Below are 21192 nucleotides of genomic sequence, written 5' to 3' on the forward strand. Positions count from 1 at the left end.
GGGGAATTCGGCGGGCTTCGCAGCTGGAGCATGTGAACGTATGGGAGATGTGTGCGTCGTCCGTTATCTGAGAGTGTAACAGAACTGATGTTTTGCACTCTACGGTTGAAGTCCGTCGACATTTTGACAAATCTGACTCGCTGGCTGAAACGTTGGGCTTTTTAGGGGTTGATGATATCACTGTCGCCGCCATCAGACACAGTCTCGGTGTATCCCTCACCCTCCTTCAACAGTGCTTCGCCCGTCATCGCCACGGCTCCTTCAATTGAATCCGCTTTATGTAAACCTAAGTTGTCGATGACGTAGAGCTCATTGCAATACTTCCGTAATAGGCTTGGCGATGAACTGAATACGATGAATCCGGCTGTCTTCATCCTTTCGCGCACAAGTTCATCGCATTTGTCCCGAAACTGCCCCCGTCCCCCAATCATCGATTCGTCCACGACGTATACGTCGAACGGGATTGCGTAACACGAGGCGAACATGAGTTTTGTTCGTTCGTCCCGGTTGTATAGTTTGAAGGGCTTGTCGATGGCCACTCCGAGTTCCGTGAAATCCACCACGAATTTAATGATCGGGCGAGGGTCGAAGCCGAAGACACGGCAAAGAAACGCAAGGTTCTCCCTGCCCGTTAGGGAGCCGTTGAATACGCCGCCACTTGCTACCGGAAAAGAAACTAACGAGGACCTTTGCACTCTTCCGAGGTCAGGCCGCAACTTTCCCGTTGTCAGATTGGCTGCAGTTGTCTTGCCGGCGCCCGGAGCTGACAGAATACCTGTAATGCTATCGGACGCGAAGACAGCGCACGCCGCTTCGAACACCTTGGTCCTTTTATTTTTCTGACGCAGAGTCTTGTGGACGTCGAGGAAAGTAACCGTCATTACATGGCTCGTATGTGTTGGGTATCACGCTTTAAACGCGAGTAGATCTCTCGCTTCCAACCGAGCCCATCGAGCGGATGAAGGAAGATCGTCCCCGGCGGAGCGATCTCCCTGAAGGCCGGGATATCTGAAGCGACACAGTTCACCCCAAGCGCCGCCGCTTCGAGAATAGGGATGCCTAGGCCTTCGGCGAAGGACGGAAATAGAAGGGCCTCGGAGGCCTTCATGAGTAACTGAACTTCATAGTCGGCGAGATCTCCGAACTCCGTTATGCATTCTCTAATCGCTTCGCACCGGTCGAGCATGTCCAGGACACTGGCGTTCTCCCAGCCTCTCTTGCCAATTATGCACAGACGGGGCGCTTCGCCGGCCGATACGAATTCGCGCCAGAGATTTAAAAGCAAAAGATGGTTCTTCCGAGGTTCTATCGTACCGACGACAGTGAAAAATGGCCGTTCGTCGCGAAGGAATTTCAGAACCGCGCTGCGGGGTTCGATGACCGGAACTGGATTGGCGACAAGTTCCGGCTTCAGCACGGTGACATCTTCCACGCGCCAGTGTTGACGCTCCGCGAGCACCCGGACGCGATTGGCCGTGTCATCTGAGTTGCAAACGATTTTCACAGGCGTGCCGAACATCTCATCCAGATAGGCGCTGAATTCCGCGCGAGTGGCTGGGCGCTGATATTCTGGGAACTCCAGCGGAATGATGTCGTGGAGATAGACGATCCTGCGCATTCGCTTCCGAGGGTCGAGTCTCTCCATGCTTCCAGGGCGCTTACCGAGGCCGGAATGCGATGCCACTACGTAGGTCGTATCGGGACCGACACAGGAGCGCTTCCTGCGCCGCGTCACCGACCCAAGAACAAGCTCGACGACAAGCCGTGCCTCCGTTGCACGAGAAAAATCGGAGGTGTCCTGCCGATTCCATCGGGCGTCGAGAAAATCTAAAATCGCCTTTCCGAGTGCCGTAGGCAGAAGCGAAGGCCCTGACGACCCGGCATGGACGAAATGGCAGTTGGTTCCAAAGCGTTCGGCCAAGTCCAAGCCAATTGCCAAATCTATGCGGTCGATGCCAGTGGCAAATCTGCGATTCCTACTGCGCAGGAGGCGGGATATGTCGAACAAGACCTTCCGGGTCTCTATCCCGAGGGCCGGCATAGACAGTCTGAACATTGGTGCTGCTTTCGTTCCGTGATCTTCCGGTGCCTTCCTCGCCGGCAACGTCCAACTGCTGAAGTGAGCGTCCGCGGGCGGCATGCCCAAGGCGCTATATCGTCTTAAAGGTAACAGCGAGAATAGACCAGAGCACAGTCGTGGCAATTCCCAGTTCCACCCTACGACAACCACTTTGGATCCGAAGCATCTAGTTACCGGTACCCGCCTCATCGGGGTCAGGCTCAAATGTGCTGTTTTGGTCCGCAGAAACTCGTGCTATACGCCAGCCTTCGCTGCGCCGCCAGTTCACTTCCTCGGCGCCGACAATGGAAAAAACGGGTGAGATGTCTGACAGTTTAAGAGAGCTTGTATCCTGTAGAGGTTCAATACCGCTATCCTGGGTTAGCAAAACATCGACGCAAAACTATCTCAATCTTGGTGACGCTCTGTCGCCGGTCATGGTCGCCTTTCTTTCCGGACTGCCGGTGAGCCATGTCGCCGCCAAATCCAGCCAGACGCGCTTGGCAGCGGTAGGCACGATCGGGCACATGTTTGAAGGGGGCGACGTCTCTTTCTGGGGAACAGGAACCTCGCCACATCTTAACCCGAACCAAAGCGACGTTGGGAAAGTCCTTTATTCGCGTCCGCGAGATACAAAGGTTACTGTCTACGCCACGAGGGGACCCTTCACGCGTAAAATTCTTGCGCCGGATCTGAGCGGTCCTGGCGTCTACGGTGATCCATTGTGGCTCTTGCCCCGCTTTCACACTGCCCCAGTTGAGAAGCGGTATGAATTGGGCGTCATTCTGCACCTGTCCGAATTGGCGGATCGAAGCTACGAAGCGGTCCCGAAACCCGATCATCGGCGTTATGACGTTTCGTCCGGCGACCGCGGTGCCGTCAAGTTGCTGAATACGGTGACAGAACCCACAGTGGCCGCTCTGCGCGAGCGTCTGGACGAGATTCTGCTTTGTAAGCGCATCGTCTCGACGAGTCTCCATGGGATGGTTTTTGCCGAGTCTTATGGCATTCCGTGTCTCTACTTCTCGCCGCGGGCTGCTGAGGCAGGGCTCGGTCGAGTGGACTTGACCTCCGAAGAGGGAATCGATCTGCGCTTCAATGACCTTTACCGGGGGCTCGGTCAGGCATTTCTCGACGTGTGGTATCAACCGCGACGTAAGGCAACTGACTGGGAATCCGTCATTCGCGCTATCGATGAGGTGTGGTCTCCAAAAGGCCTGGACGAGGAAGCTCTCGTTCATGCTTTCCCCCTGCCGGTTGCGCCGTTACCGAAGGGGAAAACCGGTAGCGCATTCGATCATCCAATGATCAAAGGGGTTCCGATCGGCAAAGCGGGTGGTTTGACCAGCGCGCCATCATGGCTTAAGCGCCTAGCCACAAAGTTGAGCCTCCATTAAAGCGAGATATTGATGCCTTTTCGCGCAGCTAGGAATTTTTTTCGTCGTGGCGGGCTCTATCCCGCTGACGGAGCGATCGCGACAAATCAGAGAAGCGGCAAGAGCGCATTGAGGCTGTCGTGGGTTTGGACGACGGGTACGCATCCCGACTGCAATCTCGGGGACGCACTGAGCGCGGTGATCGTTTCCGCGATCTCTCATCTACCCGTTACGCGGGCGGGATTTGGTCTCAAATTGGAAAGGCTCGCCGCCGTCGGCACGATCGGCCACGCCTTCCATTTGGGGAAGGTGCATCTGTGGGGCACGGGATTCGACATGTCGCGCGATTGGACGGGCGCGCTGCAAGGCTATAAGGTGCCTCGTGAGACCGAACTTATTGCACACGCGGTACGCGGCAGGCGCACGGCTGCGGCCTTGCGAGAGCACGGCATTGGTGTTCCGGAAGCGTACGGCGACCCTGTGTGGTTCTTGCCCAAGATCTTTCCAGCAACAGTGACGAAGGAATATGAACTTGGCGTGGTAGTTCATATTTCCGAGTTGACCGAGCCAACAGCAGCGTCCGTGGTGCGCTCGACGATCGAGCGATACAAAATCGCGTCAGAGTTTGCGGGCCGAATTCGTATAATTAACACTTACACGCCAGCATCGGTGCCAGGGCTCAGACACAAGTTAGACGAAATCCTGTCCTGCCGGAGAATACTCTCCACGAGTCTGCATGGGTTGGTCATAGCTGAGGCGTATGGCATCCCTTGCGCCTGGTTTGCAACGCATCAAGGTCAATCGGGTCGCTTGGCGATTGATGGAGAACAGGCAATAGATCATCGCCTGAAGGATTTCTACAGCGGCGCCAACCGGTCGGATGTTTTAAGTTACCTGCAGCCGCTGAACGTTGCGACGGATTGGGACAATGCGGTCCGGTTTATCGACGATCACTGGCGTCCCTTGGAATATACGGGGGAGGCTTTGTTCAACGCCTTTCCACTCAGGCCCAGGGTCAGGTTTGAGTCGGAGCAATGGCATATTCCGCCAGGCCTGCTCGAGAGCATTCCGTATTAAGAGAAAATTTTAACAAAAATTGCCTAAACGGATTTTGTAGACTGGAAGGGAGTGCGCGGCATTGCAGGTTGAAGATGCGTGGGACCTGGGGTACTCATGCCGACGCAAGTGCAGATCCCGTGGGCGACCGAGGCCGAAAGTTAACAATACGATGCAATCTCTTAAGCGGATCGTGGTCGCCCCAGTGGTGGCCGTGTGTATGGCGACAACTTCATGCACGCTTATTCCGAGTTCCGGTCCTAGCGCGGTCAAGATCGCATCACAGGCGAAGGCCGTCGATGCTCCTTATATTCTGGTAAACGTCACGCAATCCGTCGCAGCCATTTTGGAGAGCGCCGGCGAGCGCCCGCTTTCTGTCGCTTTCGGCTCGGCTCGCAGGGGAAGTTCTTCCCGGATCGGTGTGGGTGACGTCGTAACTGTATCAATTTGGGAGGCCTCCAGCGATGGGCTCTTCGCCAGCGGCACGGGGCGGCAGGGTGGTACGCAGATACCGGAGCAGCCGGTATCTGAGAAAGGTACGATCAGTGTTCCTTATGCAGGCGTAATCCAAGCTGCGAATCGGACACCGGATGAGGTTAAGGCGGCGATCGAAAATGCCTTGAAAACGATGGCGATAGAGCCGCAGGTTCTCGTTAACGTCGTCAAGAACATTTCCAATACGGTGACAGTTACCGGGGAGGTTGCGAGCAGTGGTAGAATTCCTCTGACGCTCGGCGGCGACAAGCTTCTGGATGTGATTGCTACGGCGGGTGGTCCACGCGTCGAATCGCACCAGCTTGCCGTTCAGATTACGCGCGGCTCCCGCACGGAAACGATCCCGATGGAGCGGCTTATTTCTGATCCGCGAGAGAACATTTATGTTCAGCCGGGTGACGTCATTACGCTCATTCGTCAGCCCCGCAGCTTTACGGTTTTCGGCGCTGCCACCGCTAATGCCTCGGTTCAGTTTGATGAGTCACAACTTTACCTCAATCAGGCTCTGGCAAAGGTCGGTGGCCTGAACGACGAGCGGGCCGATGCGAAGGGTGTGTTTATTTATCGTAGCGAGCCCGTAGAACTAGTTCGAAGGATTGTTCCATCCGCAATGCCCATGCGGCCGGACGGGACTGTGAACGTGATCTATCAAGTCGACCTGAAGGATCCGAGCGGGTTCTTCCTGCTGAAGAGCTTCAAGGTTAGCAATCGCGATCTGATCTATATTGCAAATTCGTCCCTTGCCGAGGTCAGGAAGTTCTCGACCTTGGTGAGCACGACGGCAACGCCGGTCGTTCAAGGCGTGGCTGTTATGTCGAATTTGAACGACCTCGGTCAATGAGCCATAATTTAGACCAGTTGGTCAGTTCGGAGTCGGCAGGGTACTCGTGCCTGTTGCGAATGTGCACGTGATGATATTGTTTACAGGAAAATGGCCGTTGGGGCTGCTACCGCGGGGCCTGTGAGTTATCAGGAAACGAGACGCAAAGGGCGAGATATGAAATCGGAAGCCTCACTTGTACTAAGATTAGACGAAGTGCGTCCGGGCCGCGCAATGCAAGTGGCGCGCAAAGATCCGATTTCGAAGCCGTCACCACTCATCACCCCGCCGACTAAAAAGACGGTGGTGACGTATAAGGTCACGGACGCCGTGGCCAAAGCTGGTTTCCACCAGTGGGGCAAGGGTATAGTTTTCTTCCTGGCGGTTATCCTTCCAACCTTAGTTGCCGGCATTTATTACGCTTTCATAGCTTCTCCGCAGTATGTATCGGAGTTCCGCTTCTCCGTGCGTCCAAATGTCGGTGCCGGCACGCCGACATCGGCTGCCGTGGACACGATGTTGGCGATGTCGAACAGTTATATTGTGTCGGACTATGTCGGTAGTCGTGATGCAGCCATAAGTCTCGACAAGGCCGTTGACCTGCGCAAGCTTTATGCGTCCAGCAGTGCCGATTTCCTTTCACGACTGAGTAGCGACGCTTCAGTGGAACAGCTGGTGCGCTACTGGAATTCCCGCATTCACACCAGCTACGATATTACCACCGGAATCAACGTCGTTGAGGTCTCTGCCTTCAGTCCCAAGGACGCACAAGAAATCGCACTCGCATTGAAGTTGCTATGCGAAAAGCTTGTGAACGACATTTCGGAGGCAGCGCGCAAGAGCCAGATGGCCTTCGCGCATTCGGAACTACAGCGTGCCGAGGACCGCCTTAAAGAGGCCCGTCGGCAGGAGACCGAACTTCGCTCGAAGCAAAGAACGATTGATGCACGCAAGCAGGCCGACGGCAAGATCGAGCTCAATATCAAGCTCAGAGGAGAACTCGCGACCCTCCAATCGGAATACAGCGTTCTCTCTCAATATATGAACGCGAAGTCGCCCAAACTCACCGTGCTGAAGAACCAGATCGCCGCTACCCAGGAGCAAATCGATCAGCTCCAGTCTCAGGTCGGCAGTGCTCAATCAGCCACCGGTGCCGGTGGGACGATGCTTGATGACGCGCAAGCCTTAGCTAAGTACGACCAGATTCAGACGGATCTGGATATTGCCACGAAGCTTTATCAATCGTCCCTGACAAATTATGAAGCGTCCCGTGCGCAAGCTAACAACAGCCAGATCTATCTCGCGACTTATGTTCAGCCCGGCCTTGCGGAGATCGCCTCTTATCCGAGAGTGATCTTCGATACCTGCCTTGTCTTCCTTGCTGCCTTCGGCGTTTGGGTGGTGCTGACTCTTATTTACTACAGCATTCGAGATCACGTTTGAGGTCATGGCTATTGATAACCTCGCATTAGGTCTGTCGCGGCAGATGAGGGTGGTCACAGCACTGACTATCCGAGAGGTCCGTCTGCGCAACAGTAAGCACGCGTTCATGCAGCTCTTCGATCTGCTTGAGGCTGTGGCGTTTATTGTAGCCCACTGGGTGATTTTCACTTTTCTGCATCGTGGCTTGCTGATTGGAGACAGTCTGCTGCTGTTCATCACAACCGGCATATTCCCGGTCCTTTTCTTCAGAACCATGAGCATTCGGGCTGCAACTGCGATCGAGGCCGCGAAGTCGGTAACGGCTATTCCTTATGTCGAGGCTATTGACTATTCGATTGCTCGAACGTTCGTCGAGTTCCTCTCGTTCAGCGTTCTGTTCCTGTTGTTTTTTGCGATGATCTATGCCTTCGGCATGTCCCGTTTCGCCATACCATATGATCCGGAGCGGATCGTGCAATTCGCAGTGCTGATCGCACTGTTTTCTTTCGGCCTTGGTTTGATTAATTCATTCATCATCTACCTCTTCCCCTTGTGGAAATTTGTGTGGGGGATGATCTCCCGCGTCCAGATCTTTTTTAGTGCCGTCTTCTTTATTCCGGAATACATGGTTCCACCGATCAGAGAATTGATCGCGTATAACCCAATAATGCATTTCGTCGCCTTGTTCCGTACTGGCTTTTATCCAAGCTATCCAACGCACCTCCTATCTATGAATTATTTGGCTGGCTGGACCTGCGCGGTGTTGCTGCTCGGTCTTGCGCTCGAGCGAGCTTTACGCAACCATCGCTCAGTTTAAGCGGAGTTTTGGGAGCCGCTTGATTGCGCCTGCGCCCGCCGGATCCGCATTCAAGGTAACAGCCGTTCAAGGTTCAAGGCTTGTTATCGAGGTGATTACATCGGGCGAGCGCCTTCGACGCAAGTTTCGAGAGTAAAGCGCGCGACCTTTTAGCGCGGAGCTCTCGCGTTCATGGATATGAGGATCTGACTACAACGGTAAATGGCAGCGTCTCTGCGCCCAACAGAGACGTTGCGACAAACTGGTTATCAAAGAAGCTTATTGTTGATCCAATACTGGCCACCGTCGCGAGAGGTCCACCCCGTGATGTCTGGCCGGTCGGCGAAGTATTGAAACTTGGTTGGGCGCTCTCGAACCAGTGCCCAACCGTTAGCGGCAAACAGCTCGAGCAGCCGCCCCTCTATGAGGCGCGAGTGGGTGCCAACAAAGACGCGCCGGACCTTCGAGCTGAGCAGTTCGATAGCCGAGGCGAGGACTGCTGCTTCAACGCCTTGGATGTCAACATGAAGGAGGTCGAACACATCATCCTTGATGACGTCTGTAAGCGTGATCGCAGTTACTTCCTCGTACTCGACAGCGCGCCCGACATAATCAACCTCGGGTTCTCCCTCCACGACCTGACCGCCGTTCTGGCCGTAGTCGGTCACCTTAGGGAAATGGAGAGTACCTCGTTGGGACGCGACCGCAGCCTTAATCGTGCGGACCATCGTTGGGTCTACGCCATTGTCTGACATATGCTGCGGAATGAGGTCGTATAACGTTTGGCTGGCTTCGACAGCTGTGATGTGAGGTGTTAGGCCCCGCCGAGTTGCGTTGATATATGCCGCACAGCTCCATGGTGCATAGGAAGCCCCGATCTCTGCCATCCTAAACGTATCGCGGCTATTGTTAATGGCATCGAATAGCACGAAGTATTCAATGGCCTCAGCTCGCAGAGCGTCGTCGGGAATCGGTAAGTCTTTGATCACCCATCCATCCATGTGTGCGGCCCAAGGGTGATACTCGGTTCGTGCCTTGATCCCCATGAAATCGGTAATCATCCCAGGCGTGCCTTCGCAATCCCGGTAAAAAGAGGCGAACAACTCTTTGTCGGAGGGTTCCCATCCTCCGAAAAAGTCATCCAGAAGGGCGGTGCGAGAAGCGATTGCGCTATCAGGTCGTGACATTGTGATTCCGGTTCTTTGTGATCAGACGGCTTGGTTGACTAGATCGAAGACATCTTCCGCTGTTTTCATCCTCGCGCGCAAAAAATCTAGCGCGTCGTCTTCGTCGAGCGGAAGCGGGGTGGTGTCGCCGTTTAGAGGATCTACAACAGCGAGGAGTCCAAGGGTTCTCTTCACTTGAGAAAAATAGTCTCGCGGGTCCATACCCGTGTGGCTGACTATCGCATGCTCGTTGAACTCAAAAAATATCGTGGGCCGGTGGCGAAGCAGCGTTTTCACCGCACCATGCAATACAGCCAGTTCGAAGCCCTCCACATCGATCTTGATGAAATCGACCTTGGGAAGTGAATGCAGTTCTGAAAACGTGTCAACGGTCGTAATCGTAACGTCGATGCCATTTCCTGACATCAATACGTGATTTTGGTGAGAGCTGCCGGGCTTGTCTTTGAACTTGGCGGTGCCCACCTGATCGCCGACTGCTAAGGGCTGAAGCGAAATTTGCTTCCATCCTGCGGCTCTGTCGACGTTCGCAGTCAAGTGTCGATAGGCCGATGGGGTAGGCTCGAAAGCGGTGACTTTGCTGCCCGGACAGGCTTCAGCGATGAGAAGAGTGCTAAGCCCGATGTTCGCCCCTATATCGAGAGATATGTGAATGTCCTTGGTGGCCACGAGACGATACAAATAATTGGCGAGCGCCCCAAGATCATGATTAGGAAGTGCCATAAAATAGGAATCGTCCGGGTCGCCCTGTATTTCATAGCTCGCTCTAAACGCTCGGAACGATCGCGTATTCATTTGAGGCCTTCCTCGCCAGTACTCGAAGTCGCCAGACCCTACACATCAATACTAATTAGTCCAGCAGCTTTAGATCGAAAATCTGGCCGGCGTCGGCAGAGAGAAGGCAGCGGGGGATCAGCTCAGCGTAGGCGGCGTCAGCGATGATTGCTGAACAGCCTCATGTGAAACGCCTGACACGCATGGAAGACTTTTGGGGTGCGCGGAGAGAGAGGATGAAGGGCCAGAAACTGCCACGGCATGGTGGTGTCCCACATCTCAGACGTGAAGGGCATTCCCGCAATGGTATAGAGAAAGTAGCCGCGGCTATGGAATAAATCGAAAAACTCGTCGCGCGTATAGCCGAACAGGTCGGCGGAGGTTTGCCTGCCATTTTCGAAGACGATCACCGGGCGATCTTCCGTCATGATGCGTTCGGCCCCCTTTAGGGCATGGTATTCCGCGCCTTCAATGTCGAGCTTGATCAGCGAAACATGTCTATCAACCGCATCGTCCAAGGTCGTTGTGGTGACTTCGATCGGTACGTGCTCGCTGCCTTCCGTCCGTACGGCGAGCGACGACAGGCCGTGCTCTAGAGGATAGAAGTTGAATGTCATCACTTCTCCGGACCGATGCCAAACTGCCTTGTCCGTGAAACTGATGGTCTCACGTACGGGATTGTTCTGCTTGGCAATCTCCATCATCTGCGGCGCAGCCTCGAACGCGAAGACGTGGCCGTTCAGCCCGCATGCTCGCATTAGCGCCCGTGTATGGTCGCCTTTGTTGACGCCGCAGTCCACAGCGCAATCACCATTCCCCAGGACCGCAGTGTAAATCGCGAATGTCATTTCCTCGAAGAGGTCGCCGAAGCGGTCTCTATGTACGAAGTAAGCGTTTACTCCAAGTGCCTCTTGAAGGTGATGATTATTTAACTTCATAGGTTCAATCGCCCCTCGCTGCGGAGTTCGTCGACATTTTGTACATACGGCTCGCAGGCTTTAGCACTGACCCCTGCGCTGCATCCTGGAGTGGTTTAGGCGAAGTTTATTTGTGCACTGAAAGTTCCAAAATCGCATTGCACCCAACGGAGGAAGCTCATTTCTGTTAACCTCTTCGGGCAATGCTCGGTCCTTCCTAGTGACACGGAACGTACACGTTACAGTCTATTAGTCCAGCATCCTCCGCATCGCCAGTAGGGTATTTCTTTATCACCAGATATGCCCAACCCGCTCGTTTTTGATCGTGACGTTGATCACTGCATGCTCACTTTATTTCGCTGCTTTCGTGACGCGCTACAGTTTAGAGGGAAAGCCTAACCTCCGCTTCGGGCGCCTTGAAAGCCTCACCTCCCAGTTGGACGGATCTGTGTTTTGCCTATCGCCGTCGAGGCACCTCAGTCTGGCTCCCGCGGGCAGCGGGCCATTTTTCTGCTCCCACAGATAACGATGCTTGAGCACGTAGTGGCGCTCGAAGCCAGTGTGCGGGTTTTTCTCACCGATGCTGATCAAGACATAACCCGCCTTGGTTATGCGCTCGTGGCCCAGATATTTGGTGTTATAGGGAAGTTGGCCCTTCTTGAACCGCACGCTCGCGCTGTTCGGATGGTAAGGTATCTTTTGGCCTTTGTTCGCCGGCACGCTTCCGGGAGCGAAACGGCCGGTTCGGCCTGTAAACCAGCCCTTGCGCTTGCACAATGCCGTGAGGTTGTCTAGCGATACATCTGCTCGGCCAAACTTCTTGATGAATGCTGCATACGCTTCGCGGCGAGGGAGCGAACTGTACTTCTCAATCCAAGCCAGTTCCTCAGGCGAATAGGTGATTCGAGTGCCCTTCACTCGTCTTCTCCTGCGGCCGGGTCGAAACACCGTCCACTTTTCAGAAAGCGCATGCTGGAACGGCCCCGACGACACGGAAATAGGTGGTGAGATAGCCCATGTCAGTCACCCGAACGGATAGAGGATGCGGCCGATGATCCGGTACTTCCGCTCGGAAAGATTGCGGAAGAAGCGGATCGGGTCGGACCTGAAGTCTTCGACATCGCGGTCACTGCCAATCTTGCGGATCGCCGGCGTGACGAAGGCGGTCAAGAGATGGCGCCAGCCGAGAAGGCCGTACGGGCCCCAGGCGCGCCATTGCGGCCGGCGCGGGCGAAGGTCCTGCGGCTCGTCGAGCTGTCTTCTGATCGCGGTTACTGTTTCTTCGAATGAGGTTTGGGCTCCAGTCTCGGGATCGAAATAGCGAGGATAAAGCAGATAGGTGCCGGCGAAAAGTGCTTCGATGCTCAAGTGCCGGCCGCGGCGCGGGTTGGGCTGGCGGTCGTCCGTCAGGCCCCATCCGGAATAGAAGGGACAGCCTGCGGTCGTGACCGGGATGCCGCGGATGAGCGCCTCGAAGCCCGCAAGCGAGGTGATCGTATAGACGTGGTCGACGGTGCGCAGCGCCTCGGCCAGCGGCAGGCTCTCGGTCACCAGCTCGCAAAGATGCGCCACGGCGGCGGGGTCGGACCTTGCCGGGCGGGCGCGGCTCAGCACGTCCGGATGCGGCTTGTAGAGGATCTGGGCGTTCGCTTGCTCCGAAGCCGCGAGCCGCACCAGGTCGTTGTTGGTCATGCGGCCGAGACAGCCGTAGCGGATCGAAGCATCGTCCTCCACCTGGCCGACGACCAGCACCCGCTTGCGCGTCTTCTCGCCATAGACCTCCTCGGCCGTGCGCCGGCGCGCGCCATTATATTTGCTAATGCCGCTTTCGGTGAGAAGCGCGATGCCGGCGCGCGCACGCTCCATCAGCGCCGCATCCGCTTCGAAGTCGTAGGTCTTCAGCAGCACTTCAAGGTCGGAGGCATGCCGGCAATCGAAATAAAGCGCCCGGCCGTCGAGCGCCAGGGAGAGGGGAGGCGTGCGGCTGGCACTCGGCCGGGCCGAGCGGAGGAAACCGTCCTCTATGAAGGTGACGGGAATGTTCCGCGCTTTTGCCAGAGCCTCCACTGCGCCCGGCAGCTCCAGGCCCCAGGCGAGAAACTCGGCGTCCTTCTCGGCGAGAATTCGCGGTCTCCACACGCGCTCGAATTCGCGCACGCCGACATTCATCGGGAGGAAGTGGAAGCGCCTGTTGGGGAAATATCGTTCGAAAGGCTCCCTCTTCCATTCTACGATCTGGACGGCAAAGGTCGTCACCGGCTCCGGTGTGGGAGCGGAGGAAACATTGGCGAAATCTACCCTTTGTCGTCGCGTTACCGCCATCGGCGCTTTGGATCCAAGAAAGCAAGACTGCTATCTACATGCGCCGCAGTCGATCCGCCAGTCTTGAGCGCTCGCTGCTTGCCACAAATTATGCATCTCGGACGGTCGCCCGTTCAAGCTCTCCGAGTCGTTCCGTGCAAATCATCTCGACGAGGCGGAGGAGATGTTCGGTTCGCTCGAGAAGCCAGCTAAGCGCCTCCTCGGTTATTTCGAAGTGCTTCGAATAGCGTGCTTTTACATAGGCTTCGTTGAGAATGTTGTACCAGGCCGTGAAGCGGTGCTGCTCACGAGGCCATGCCTGGATCAGCCGACGCTCGTGATCCTCGGCCAGCCCGCGCAAGAATTTAAGATTGTGAGATGGCGGACTGTAGTTGGTGAGGGTCAGGAGGAGCGTCGAGTAAGCATGCTCATTAGCCTGATGTAGACTAAACGCTGCGAGGCGGGCCCACTCCGTAGCATCACCGATCTGTCCGGATTGCCAAGCCGCTGTCCGCAGCATCAACTGGGCTTCGGGAAAACGTCTTTGAAAATGCTCCTTTGCCACCCGTAGGGCGTCGGCCGGAGACAGTGATTTCGGTTCCGCCAGCGGCTCGTCGTCCAGTTCGCAGAGCACGATGCCATCGCGCCGGATATCAACGAAGAAATATTGTCCTTCGTATAAGGCCGTGTTCACCTCCCGGCGCGAATGAACAATGAGGCTTACCGGCGTCTGAACCTCCGACAGATGCATTAGGCGATCCTGCGCCTTTGACCAGTAGGTGGCAAAATCCGTCAGCCGCCGGTCATTTACCACGACCAAGAGGTCGTAATCGGATTTGTAGCCCTTCTTCGTGTGTGGCTCGTCGACCCAAGTCCCGCGGGCGTAAGAGCCAAACAGAATGATTTTGAGAATACGACCGCGCTTCTTGAAATCGCTCGTCCCGCCCTTCAGCGCGTCTTCCAACTCCTCGTGAATGACCTCGACAATACGCGCGAGCTCGCACTGCTTCTTCTCCGGCAGGTGTTCGAGACTCGATCTCATCGACGATTGTGCGCGTTTCTCTTCGGCCATTCCTTGAAACCACTAATTGAAACACAACTACTGTAGATCGCGGTCACTCTTGTGCATACCCGTAAAATCGTGTTGGCCATGCCGGCACCTGCGGCTGTGGGTGAGCGAAAGGTTGAACGCTGCCACCGGCGATCACCGCGATACCGCGATGCTGTTCTCGGACGTCTTCGGATTCTTGGATGGCAGACAAGAAGTGTCAACTTAGCCTCGGGCGTTGCGCCTGAATGGGACGCGTCATTTCGCGCACCCGAACTGAAGCTGAGCCAAGGGCGACAATCGCCGCTTCAGCCATAGCGTCTTGAACAAGCAGGAACGAATGTCGGCCGCTACGATCATTACGGATTTTGCAAGGTTGTTAGTGGAGCTTAGACGGGGTGGACCTGGGCGGCCAAGCGGAGCAGCTTGCCGGGCGCGGTCGGTCCCGGCTTCCGCCCTTCGGGCGCGCGCTAATGCTAAGCCTCCTGCGGCTGCGCTGTTAACCGGTCAAGTTGCGCGCGAACTGGCTTCGACGCTGAAGCGTCTGCGCCTGGTACGCTCATTTCACTTGCCCTGGCCCTGGCGGGCCAACTGCTGCATCCCAGGTCATCACAGTGCTGCAGGTGAGGGGCAGGTTCACTGCTCTCGCAAACAAGCTGGAGCTCGGTTTCGTCGTTCCGCGCCAGGCTGTATGAGGCAAGATAGGCGGTGTCTTCTCCCGCGAGCAACACACAGGTCCTCGATTTCTTGGCTCCGGCCACGTCGATCAGATCGGTGCCAAGATTGGGACCCGCACTCCGATCACGGAGGTGCAACCACCAAATTGGTTCGGAGGTCATCACCTCCTATGGCGTTGAAGTATGCGATCGGTGCTCCAGCGAGGACGGAGCAGTCGATCCCTTTCCGGGAAGGCGAGAACATCGATCGTGCCACTTTTGGCCGATTGTGCGGCCAAATGCTATCCCGCTATTTTCAACTTAGCCTGTTCAAGCGACCAGTACTCCATGTCGAAGAGATCTGCCTCGCTGATCGGAGTGAAGCAGCCATACGCTTCCGCGGCGTTGATTGCTCGCGCAGCCTGTTCGCAGAGATCTCCGCAGATTTTGGCCGCCTTGGTATTCGCGCCGACTGCGAACATGCCTTTGCCAAGCACCAGAACAACGCGTGGATAGACGTCCAGTATCCGTTTCGGCTCGTTGGCGCGGGCCGCGTTATTCTCAAAGTAGGTCCTGTAGCGGTCCGCATAGGCGGCTAATGCGCTCTCGATTGCGCATTCATCCGCATCGGCCCCGATGATCATCGGCCAGGGCTTGATGCGGATTACGTGGTCGGGCGTCACCGTGCCGCGCAGACTGATCGCTTCCACATTCGGCTTCGATGTGAGTTCGCGGATCGCTTCGGTCGAACGGTAATCGAGGATGACTCCCTTTGCAAAAGGCGACCCTTCTCGCATCAGTGCTTTTTCCAGCCGCGCAGCAAGCGCCGCGTCTGTCTCGCCGTCATTGGGCTGGGGACCCGACAACGCCACGCCGGCGCGTGCGAGTTCCTGCTCCGCCAGTGTTACGAATTCGATCATCAGCTCATAAGAAGCACGGGCATCGTTTGCGAAGGTGAAGAGGCCGTGATTTTCCAGCCATAGGCCCTCGCAACCCGGATGGTTGCGATAGATGCGGTCGGCGGCGATGGAAAGATCGAAACCGGGCATCACATAGGGCACATAGGCGAGGCGATCGCCATAGATGCGGCGAACGGTGTCGCGCATGTTCGGTTGATCGGCGAGCGCCAGGACCGCCGTTGCATGCGTGTGGTCGACGTAGTCGAAGGGCAAGAAGGCGTGCAGCAGCGCTTCGACGGACGGGTTCGGCGCGTCCTTCTCGATCAGGCTGGCACGCAATAGTAAGACCATGTCCGGGTCTGAGAGTTTCGGGGTATTGCGGGCTTCGAGCAGCGGCGCAAGGCGCACGGCGGGCAGGCCCGCTGCCTCGATCGTGTCGAGGTCCCAGCCGCTTCCCTTGATGTGCATGAGGTCCTCGCCCTCGTCAGACCTTACCTTCACCGAGGTGTTGCCGCCGCCGTGCAGCACCAGGTCCGGGTCGCCGCCGATGATACGGGAGGTGTAGATACGCAGGCCGAGTGCCTCGCTCTGTCCCTCGGCGCGTGCCGCCTCCACAAAACGTGCTGCGTCCTCGTCGTTCCAGCGGCTTTCCATAGAATTGTCTGTCCTTGAATTAAGATCGGCGGGCTGCCGGAGCGGCCCGCCGCTTGTGCGGGCTTAGAAGTCGAAGTTGCCAATGTTTTCTTTGGTGAAAACGGTGCGCTCCGGCAGCAGGATGATGCCGTTGCCATCGGCTTCGTAGTCGTAGCCCTGTACCTTGTTGGCTGAGACTTCGACGGTACCGACGCCGGGGATCTCCAGCTTTTCGCCTACCTTCATGGGGCCGTTCTTCAAGACGTGATCGGCAACGAAGACCGAGATCTTGCCTTGCTGCGTGACGTCCCACAGGCCGAAGCGCTGGATCGTGCCGCGCTCGATATAGGGCCGCATGACGTTGGGCGTGGAGAAACCGACGATAGTGACGCCCTCGGCGCGCTTCAAGTTTTCCGCAGCCTGCGCTGCTGCCGGCAGGGCGTTTGCGTCGGGCGCAATGATCGCGTCGAGGTCGGGATAGGTTTGCAGGATGCTTTCGGCCGTCTGCAGCGACTTCTGCGCGTCGTTGTAGCCGTACTGGGTGGTCACGATTTCCCAGCCCGGGTGCTCCTTGGCGATCTTCGCCTTGGCGGCTTCCGCCCAGGCGTTCTGGTCGGTCACGGTCGGGCTCGAGTAGAAGAAGGCGACCTTCGCCTTTTCCTTCTTCACACCCTCGGCCGCCATGTCGACAAGAAGGCCGCCAAGCTGCTCAGGCGTGCCTTGGTTGATATAGTAGCTGCGGCAATCCGGGTTGACGTCGCTGTCCCAGGTCATGACGAGCACGCCGCGATCCATGGCGCGCTTCAGCGCCGGGCACAGGCCGTCCGGAGAGACGGAGGAGACGATAAGGGCGTTGTAGCCCTGGTTCACGAAGTTGTTGATGAACTGGACCTGCCCGGACACGCTCGGCTCCGTCGGGCCGTCATAGGTGACCTTCGCGCCGACTTCCTCGCCGGCCTTAACCGCGCCGGCGCCGCCGGAGGTGAAGAAGCCGACACCCACCAGCTTGGGGATGAAGGCGATCTGGTTTTCCGCATGCGCAACGCCGGACGCGAGCATGGTGCCGGCCAAAAGCGCCGCGGCGAGGGCGCCGGATTTCACGATGGTGTTGATCATTCTCATTCTCCTCCTGAAGTGACGGCCGCCCGGTTCTGTCTCTGTTGCCGGGCGACTGCGATGAAATCGGCCAGCATCGCGCTTGCGTGGCGCAATGCGACCGCGACAACCAGCAACCCTCCCGAAAGTGCGCTGGAAATCTGGCTGGGGACGCCGGCCGCCTGCAAACCCTGCTGCAGGTAACCGATGACGAAGGTGGCAAGCAGGGTGCCGAGGATGGAGCCCTGACCGCCATAGATGGAGGCGCCGCCAAGTACGGCCGCGGTGACGGCCGGCAGCAGGGTCGCCGAACCGAGGTCGACGCGCGCGGAGCCGAAATAGGCCGACATCACGAGGCCGGCGATGGCCGCCGAAACGCCGGTAATGACATAGGTGATCGTCTGGACGCGCCCGACCGGGATACCGGCGAAACGGGCAGCGCTTTCAGACTGGCCGGAAAGGAACACTGTGCGGCCGAAGCGAGTGAAATGCAGAAGGACGATGAGCACGAGCGAGAGTGCGAGGAAGAGCGCCAGAGGTGCCGGCAGCCCGAGGAATTCGGCATAGCCGAAGGCGTTGAAGGCCTCCGGAAAGTTGCCGATGCCCTCGTAGCCGCCCGCGCCGACGAGACCGGAAGCGACGGTCGCCGTACCCTGGAAGAGATAGAGGCTGCCGAGCGTGACGACGAGCGGCTGTATCTTCGACAGGTGGATGACTGTGGCGTTGAGGAGCCCGCAGAGCGCGCCGGTGACCAGCGCGAGCAAGATGGAAAGCGGAAGCGGCACGCCGTAGAATGTCGCGACGCCAAACATGATGGCGGTAAGGCCGATTACCGAGGCGAAAGAGACGTCGATGCCGCCGGCAATGATGACAAGGGTCAGCGGCAGGGCGACGATGCCGATCTGGACGAAGTCTGACGTGCCGTAGATTAGGTTCGCGAGATTGAGGAAGCGCGGATTGACGAGACCGAAGATGAGAAGTTCTGCGACGAGCATGGCGAAGAGGGCGGTCTCCCAGCGGAAGATCAGCTTTTTCATCGGCTTGCCTCCACATTGCGCGCCGCCGTCGTCTCACGGGATTGTGTTGGGCCGCGCTCGTGCACCCCATAGCGGCGGGCACGGATGCGCCGGTCGATAACCTGGCGGATGCGGCCATCGAGCAGCAGCACCGAGAGCAGGATCGCGCCTGCAATGAAGTCGTTCCAATAGGCCGGGATCTTCAAGAAAACGAGGGCACTGTCGATCGAGGTGATAAAGATGACGGCGGCGAAGACGCCAGCGACCGAACCGGTGCCTCCGAGAAGGCTCACGCCTCCTAGCACATTGACGGCAATGGCCTTCAGTTCGATGCCGTTGCCGGCCTGGTTTGGGATGAAGCCGATCTGTGCCGCGAAGACTAGGCCGGCGAGGGCGGCGCAGATGCCCGTTGCGACGAAAGCGGAAAACTGCACCAGCTTTACCGGCACACCGAGATGGTGAGCAGCCGCGCGGTTGTCGCCCACCGCGTAGAAATTGCGGCCGAAGCGCGTCTTGCGCAGTACGATCCAGGCGAGCGCAACGAGTGCCAGCACAACAATCGTGAGGACAGAGAAGCCGAAGCCGAGATTGGCAGCGAGCGCCTTGAGGCCCTGCGGCAGGTCCTCGATCCAGCGCCCGCCCGTCAGGACAAGCATGATGCCGCGATATAGACCAAGCGTTCCAAGCGTGGCGACGATGGATGGAATGCCGAGATAGGCAACCATCAGGCCGTTGAAGGCCCCGGCGACAGCACCGGTTGCAAGGCAGAAGGCGATGGCGAGCGGCAGGCTCACGCCGGCTGTGAGTGAAAGGCCGAGCACGGCGGCGCTGAGGCCAAGCACCGAACCGCTCGACACATCGATATTGCGCGTCAGGATGACGACCATCGTCCCGAGCGAAATCAGCATCAGAACGAGGCTGTTGGAGACGACCACCGAGGCCGTGGCGCCGGACAGATAGCCGGGCGCAACCGTGCCGATCGCGGCATAGGCGACGGCGAGCACCAGGATGAGCGTTGCGACGCGATTGCGGGCAAAGAGATCAAGCATGGCGGCTCTCCGAGGCGCCGAAGGCGAGGCGGGTGATGGCGTCAACCGAGATCTGGTCCGTGAGTTCGCCGCCGGACTGGCCGAAGGCCATGATCTCGACCCGGTCGGCAAGCTGTTCGATCTCGTCGAAGTCGGACGAAATGAGGATGATGGCGACGCCGTCCACGGCAAGCCGGCGGATGAGGTCGTAGATATCGTTGCGGGCCGCGACGTCCACGCCGCGCGTGGGCTCATCGAGGATGAGCACCTTGGGCCGGGCGGAAAGGCACTTGGCGAGCAGCACCTTCTGCTGGTTGCCGCCCGAAAGACCTCGCGCCGCCTGGTCAGCGCCGGTGCACTTGATGCCCATGCTCGCGCGGAACCCGTCGAAAACCTTCCTCTCGACGCCGGGCCGCAGGAAGAAGGGCAGGCGGTGCATGAGGTAGGACGAAACGTTCCAGGAGAGCGGTGCTTCAAGGAAAAGGCCGTGCTGCTGGCGGTCTTCAGGCAGGTAGACGAGGCCGAGGTCGATGCATATGCGCGGCGAGCGCTTCTTCAGTTCCGCACCATCAAAGACGACACTGCCCGCCGTCTGCGGCCGAAGGCCGAAGAGCGTTTCGGCGAACTCCGTGCGTCCGGCGCCAACCACGCCGGCAAGGCCGAGGATTTCGCCGGCCCGCACGTCGAGGCTGATATTGCGGAACCCTTCGCCGCTGAGGTCGCGCACGCTGAGACGCGGCTTGCCGATCTGCGAAACCTTGCGGCCCACGCGATTCTTGCCGGCATCATCCGCGATCTGCACCCGGCTCATCGCGTCGATGATCTCGGCATCGCTGTAGCTGTCGAGCGGCCCGCAGAGCACGATCACACCGTCGCGCAGTACGCTGATTGTGCCGCAGATCTCACGAATCTCGCGCAATTTGTGCGAGATGAAGATGATGCCGACGCCCTGGCTCTGAAGCTTGCGTACGCGCTGAAAGAGGGTGCTGGTCTCGAAGGGGGTTAGCGCCGAGGTCGGTTCGTCGAGTATCAGCACGCGGGCGTCTCGCACGAGCCCGCGCAGGATTTCGACAATCTGCCGCTCCGCGATTTCAAGGGCGGCTGCCTGCACGTCGAGGTCGAGCGAGACGGCGAGCTCGGCGACGAGCTGCTCCACGCGCGGCCGCAGTGCGCGGGGAGAGGCGGCCAGGCCGAGGCAGATGTTTTCCAGGACGCTCTGGTTGGGAAGAATATGCGCCTCTTGCGGCACCAGGTAGAGCCCGAGTTCCTGCGCGAGCGCCGGCGATCCATGGGTGAGGACCCGGCCGTTGATCTCGATGGCGCCGGCATTAGCAGGAATGACGCCAGACATGATCTTCATGAGGCTCGACTTGCCAGCGCCATTGCCGCCGAGAAGCGCATGCACCTCTCCCGCCTGCAAAGCTAGCGAAACGCCTTTCAGCACCGGAACGGCACCGTAGGACTTCCAGATGTCCGTCAGCTTCGCGACCCTCCCGGCCACAGGGCTCCCATTCATTCCGCACCTGTTCATATGTAACCTGCCTAAGTCATGTGATCACATGGCTTGGTGGTCGTCAATATGCCCGCCACATGATGAGCGCATGTAGGTGGCCGACG

At 57.9% G+C, this 21192-nt stretch carries 18 protein-coding genes; 5 read left to right on the forward strand and 13 right to left on the reverse strand.

Features of this window, described 5'->3' with window-relative positions; genetic code table 11:
• Window positions 1-161: 161 nt before the first annotated feature.
• Complete coding sequence (locus CN933_RS25050; protein ID WP_102762763.1) at window positions 162-881, reverse strand: P-loop NTPase family protein; 720 nt, start codon at window positions 879-881, stop codon at window positions 162-164.
• Window positions 881-1618 carry a glycosyltransferase family 4 protein gene (locus tag CN933_RS31645; protein WP_180980803.1) on the reverse strand — a complete coding sequence of 246 codons (738 nt, stop codon included), beginning with the start codon at window positions 1616-1618 and terminating at the stop codon, window positions 881-883. Before CN933_RS31645 ends, CN933_RS25050 begins: the two co-directional genes overlap by 1 nt.
• Window positions 1619-2364: 746 nt before the next feature.
• On the opposite strand from CN933_RS31645, the gene CN933_RS25060 reads away from it, so the two are divergent.
• The 5 genes from CN933_RS25060 to CN933_RS25080 all read left to right on the forward strand — a co-directional run bounded on the left by CN933_RS25060 (window position 2365) and on the right by CN933_RS25080 (window position 8045).
• Window positions 2365-3456 (forward strand): polysaccharide pyruvyl transferase family protein, encoded by a 1092-nt coding sequence (locus CN933_RS25060; RefSeq protein WP_146032684.1) that lies wholly within the window; start codon window positions 2365-2367, stop codon window positions 3454-3456.
• Between the two features lie 12 nt (window positions 3457-3468).
• A complete protein-coding gene (locus CN933_RS25065; protein ID WP_102762766.1) occupies window positions 3469-4512 on the forward strand; it encodes a polysaccharide pyruvyl transferase family protein in 1044 nt (347 codons plus the stop codon).
• 151 nt (window positions 4513-4663) lie between these two features.
• Window positions 4664-5827: a polysaccharide biosynthesis/export family protein gene (locus CN933_RS25070; protein ID WP_102762767.1), complete on the forward strand. Its 1164-nt coding sequence runs from the start codon at window positions 4664-4666 to the stop codon at window positions 5825-5827.
• 156 nt (window positions 5828-5983) lie between these two features.
• Window positions 5984-7249 carry a KpsE/RkpR family capsule polysaccharide export protein gene (locus CN933_RS25075; RefSeq protein WP_146032685.1) on the forward strand — a complete coding sequence of 422 codons (1266 nt, stop codon included), beginning with the start codon at window positions 5984-5986 and terminating at the stop codon, window positions 7247-7249.
• A 4-nt stretch (window positions 7250-7253) separates the two neighbouring features.
• A complete protein-coding gene (locus CN933_RS25080) occupies window positions 7254-8045 on the forward strand; it encodes an ABC transporter permease (RefSeq protein ID WP_245425172.1) in 792 nt (263 codons plus the stop codon).
• A 248-nt stretch (window positions 8046-8293) separates the two neighbouring features.
• Here CN933_RS25080 and CN933_RS25085 read toward each other — a convergent pair whose 3' ends face one another.
• From CN933_RS25085 to lsrA, 11 genes are all read right to left on the reverse strand, one after another.
• Window positions 8294-9211, reverse strand: a complete 918-nt coding sequence (locus CN933_RS25085) for an FkbM family methyltransferase (protein ID WP_102762769.1) — start codon at window positions 9209-9211, stop codon at window positions 8294-8296.
• Between the two features lie 21 nt (window positions 9212-9232).
• Complete coding sequence (locus CN933_RS25090) at window positions 9233-10003, reverse strand: FkbM family methyltransferase (protein WP_102762770.1); 771 nt, start codon at window positions 10001-10003, stop codon at window positions 9233-9235.
• Window positions 10004-10140: 137 nt separating this feature from the next.
• Window positions 10141-10920 (reverse strand): FkbM family methyltransferase, encoded by a 780-nt coding sequence (locus tag CN933_RS25095; RefSeq protein ID WP_146032686.1) that lies wholly within the window; start codon window positions 10918-10920, stop codon window positions 10141-10143.
• Window positions 10921-11274: 354 nt separating this feature from the next.
• Window positions 11275-11817 (reverse strand): HNH endonuclease, encoded by a 543-nt coding sequence (locus tag CN933_RS25100; RefSeq protein WP_180980804.1) that lies wholly within the window; start codon window positions 11815-11817, stop codon window positions 11275-11277.
• Window positions 11818-11922: 105 nt separating this feature from the next.
• Window positions 11923-13221 carry a capsular polysaccharide export protein, LipB/KpsS family gene (locus CN933_RS25105; protein ID WP_102762772.1) on the reverse strand — a complete coding sequence of 433 codons (1299 nt, stop codon included), beginning with the start codon at window positions 13219-13221 and terminating at the stop codon, window positions 11923-11925.
• An 88-nt stretch (window positions 13222-13309) separates the two neighbouring features.
• Window positions 13310-14242, reverse strand: a complete 933-nt coding sequence (locus CN933_RS25110) for a nucleotidyltransferase and HEPN domain-containing protein (protein WP_102762773.1) — start codon at window positions 14240-14242, stop codon at window positions 13310-13312.
• Window positions 14243-15206: 964 nt separating this feature from the next.
• Window positions 15207-16457: a class II aldolase gene (locus CN933_RS25125; RefSeq protein ID WP_102762775.1), complete on the reverse strand. Its 1251-nt coding sequence runs from the start codon at window positions 16455-16457 to the stop codon at window positions 15207-15209.
• Between the two features lie 63 nt (window positions 16458-16520).
• The gene (gene lsrB / locus CN933_RS25130) at window positions 16521-17552 is read right to left on the reverse strand and encodes an autoinducer 2 ABC transporter substrate-binding protein LsrB (protein WP_102762776.1); all 1032 of its coding nucleotides are present in this window, start codon (window positions 17550-17552) and stop codon (window positions 16521-16523) included.
• A 2-nt stretch (window positions 17553-17554) separates the two neighbouring features.
• A complete protein-coding gene (locus tag CN933_RS25135; RefSeq protein ID WP_102762777.1) occupies window positions 17555-18568 on the reverse strand; it encodes an ABC transporter permease subunit in 1014 nt (337 codons plus the stop codon).
• The gene (locus tag CN933_RS25140; protein ID WP_102762778.1) at window positions 18565-19596 is read right to left on the reverse strand and encodes an ABC transporter permease subunit; all 1032 of its coding nucleotides are present in this window, start codon (window positions 19594-19596) and stop codon (window positions 18565-18567) included. Before CN933_RS25140 ends, CN933_RS25135 begins: the two co-directional genes overlap by 4 nt.
• Window positions 19589-21091 (reverse strand): autoinducer 2 ABC transporter ATP-binding protein LsrA, encoded by a 1503-nt coding sequence (gene lsrA / locus CN933_RS25145; RefSeq protein WP_180980805.1) that lies wholly within the window; start codon window positions 21089-21091, stop codon window positions 19589-19591. Before lsrA ends, CN933_RS25140 begins: the two co-directional genes overlap by 8 nt.
• Window positions 21092-21192 lie beyond the last annotated feature (101 nt).

The sequence above is a fragment of the Sinorhizobium sp. M4_45 genome (assembly GCF_002885915.1).
In the GTDB taxonomy this organism is placed as follows: Bacteria; Pseudomonadota; Alphaproteobacteria; order Rhizobiales; family Rhizobiaceae; genus Sinorhizobium; species Sinorhizobium meliloti_A.

Bases quoted from the DNA above. Each gene is read 5' to 3' on its own strand.
- CN933_RS25140 (WP_102762778.1), bottom strand. From the start codon at position 19,596: ATGCTTGATCTCTTTGCCCGCAATCGCGTCGCAACGCTCATCCTGGTG.
- CN933_RS25105 (WP_102762772.1), bottom strand. From the start codon at position 13,221: ATGGCGGTAACGCGACGACAAAGGGTAGATTTCGCCAATGTTTCCTCC.
- CN933_RS25135 (WP_102762777.1), bottom strand. From the start codon at position 18,568: ATGAAAAAGCTGATCTTCCGCTGGGAGACCGCCCTCTTCGCCATGCTC.
- CN933_RS31645 (WP_180980803.1), bottom strand. From the start codon at position 1,618: ATGCGCAGGATCGTCTATCTCCACGACATCATTCCGCTGGAGTTCCCA.
- CN933_RS25070 (WP_102762767.1), top strand. From the start codon at position 4,664: ATGCAATCTCTTAAGCGGATCGTGGTCGCCCCAGTGGTGGCCGTGTGT.
- CN933_RS25095 (WP_146032686.1), bottom strand. From the start codon at position 10,920: ATGAAGTTAAATAATCATCACCTTCAAGAGGCACTTGGAGTAAACGCT.
- CN933_RS25080 (WP_245425172.1), top strand. From the start codon at position 7,254: ATGGCTATTGATAACCTCGCATTAGGTCTGTCGCGGCAGATGAGGGTG.
- CN933_RS25090 (WP_102762770.1), bottom strand. From the start codon at position 10,003: ATGAATACGCGATCGTTCCGAGCGTTTAGAGCGAGCTATGAAATACAG.
- CN933_RS25085 (WP_102762769.1), bottom strand. From the start codon at position 9,211: ATGTCACGACCTGATAGCGCAATCGCTTCTCGCACCGCCCTTCTGGAT.
- lsrA (WP_180980805.1), bottom strand. From the start codon at position 21,091: ATGAATGGGAGCCCTGTGGCCGGGAGGGTCGCGAAGCTGACGGACATC.
- CN933_RS25065 (WP_102762766.1), top strand. From the start codon at position 3,469: ATGCCTTTTCGCGCAGCTAGGAATTTTTTTCGTCGTGGCGGGCTCTAT.
- CN933_RS25125 (WP_102762775.1), bottom strand. From the start codon at position 16,457: ATGGAAAGCCGCTGGAACGACGAGGACGCAGCACGTTTTGTGGAGGCG.
- CN933_RS25060 (WP_146032684.1), top strand. From the start codon at position 2,365: ATGGAAAAAACGGGTGAGATGTCTGACAGTTTAAGAGAGCTTGTATCC.
- CN933_RS25110 (WP_102762773.1), bottom strand. From the start codon at position 14,242: ATGAGATCGAGTCTCGAACACCTGCCGGAGAAGAAGCAGTGCGAGCTC.
- CN933_RS25050 (WP_102762763.1), bottom strand. From the start codon at position 881: ATGACGGTTACTTTCCTCGACGTCCACAAGACTCTGCGTCAGAAAAAT.
- lsrB (WP_102762776.1), bottom strand. From the start codon at position 17,552: ATGATCAACACCATCGTGAAATCCGGCGCCCTCGCCGCGGCGCTTTTG.
- CN933_RS25075 (WP_146032685.1), top strand. From the start codon at position 5,984: ATGAAATCGGAAGCCTCACTTGTACTAAGATTAGACGAAGTGCGTCCG.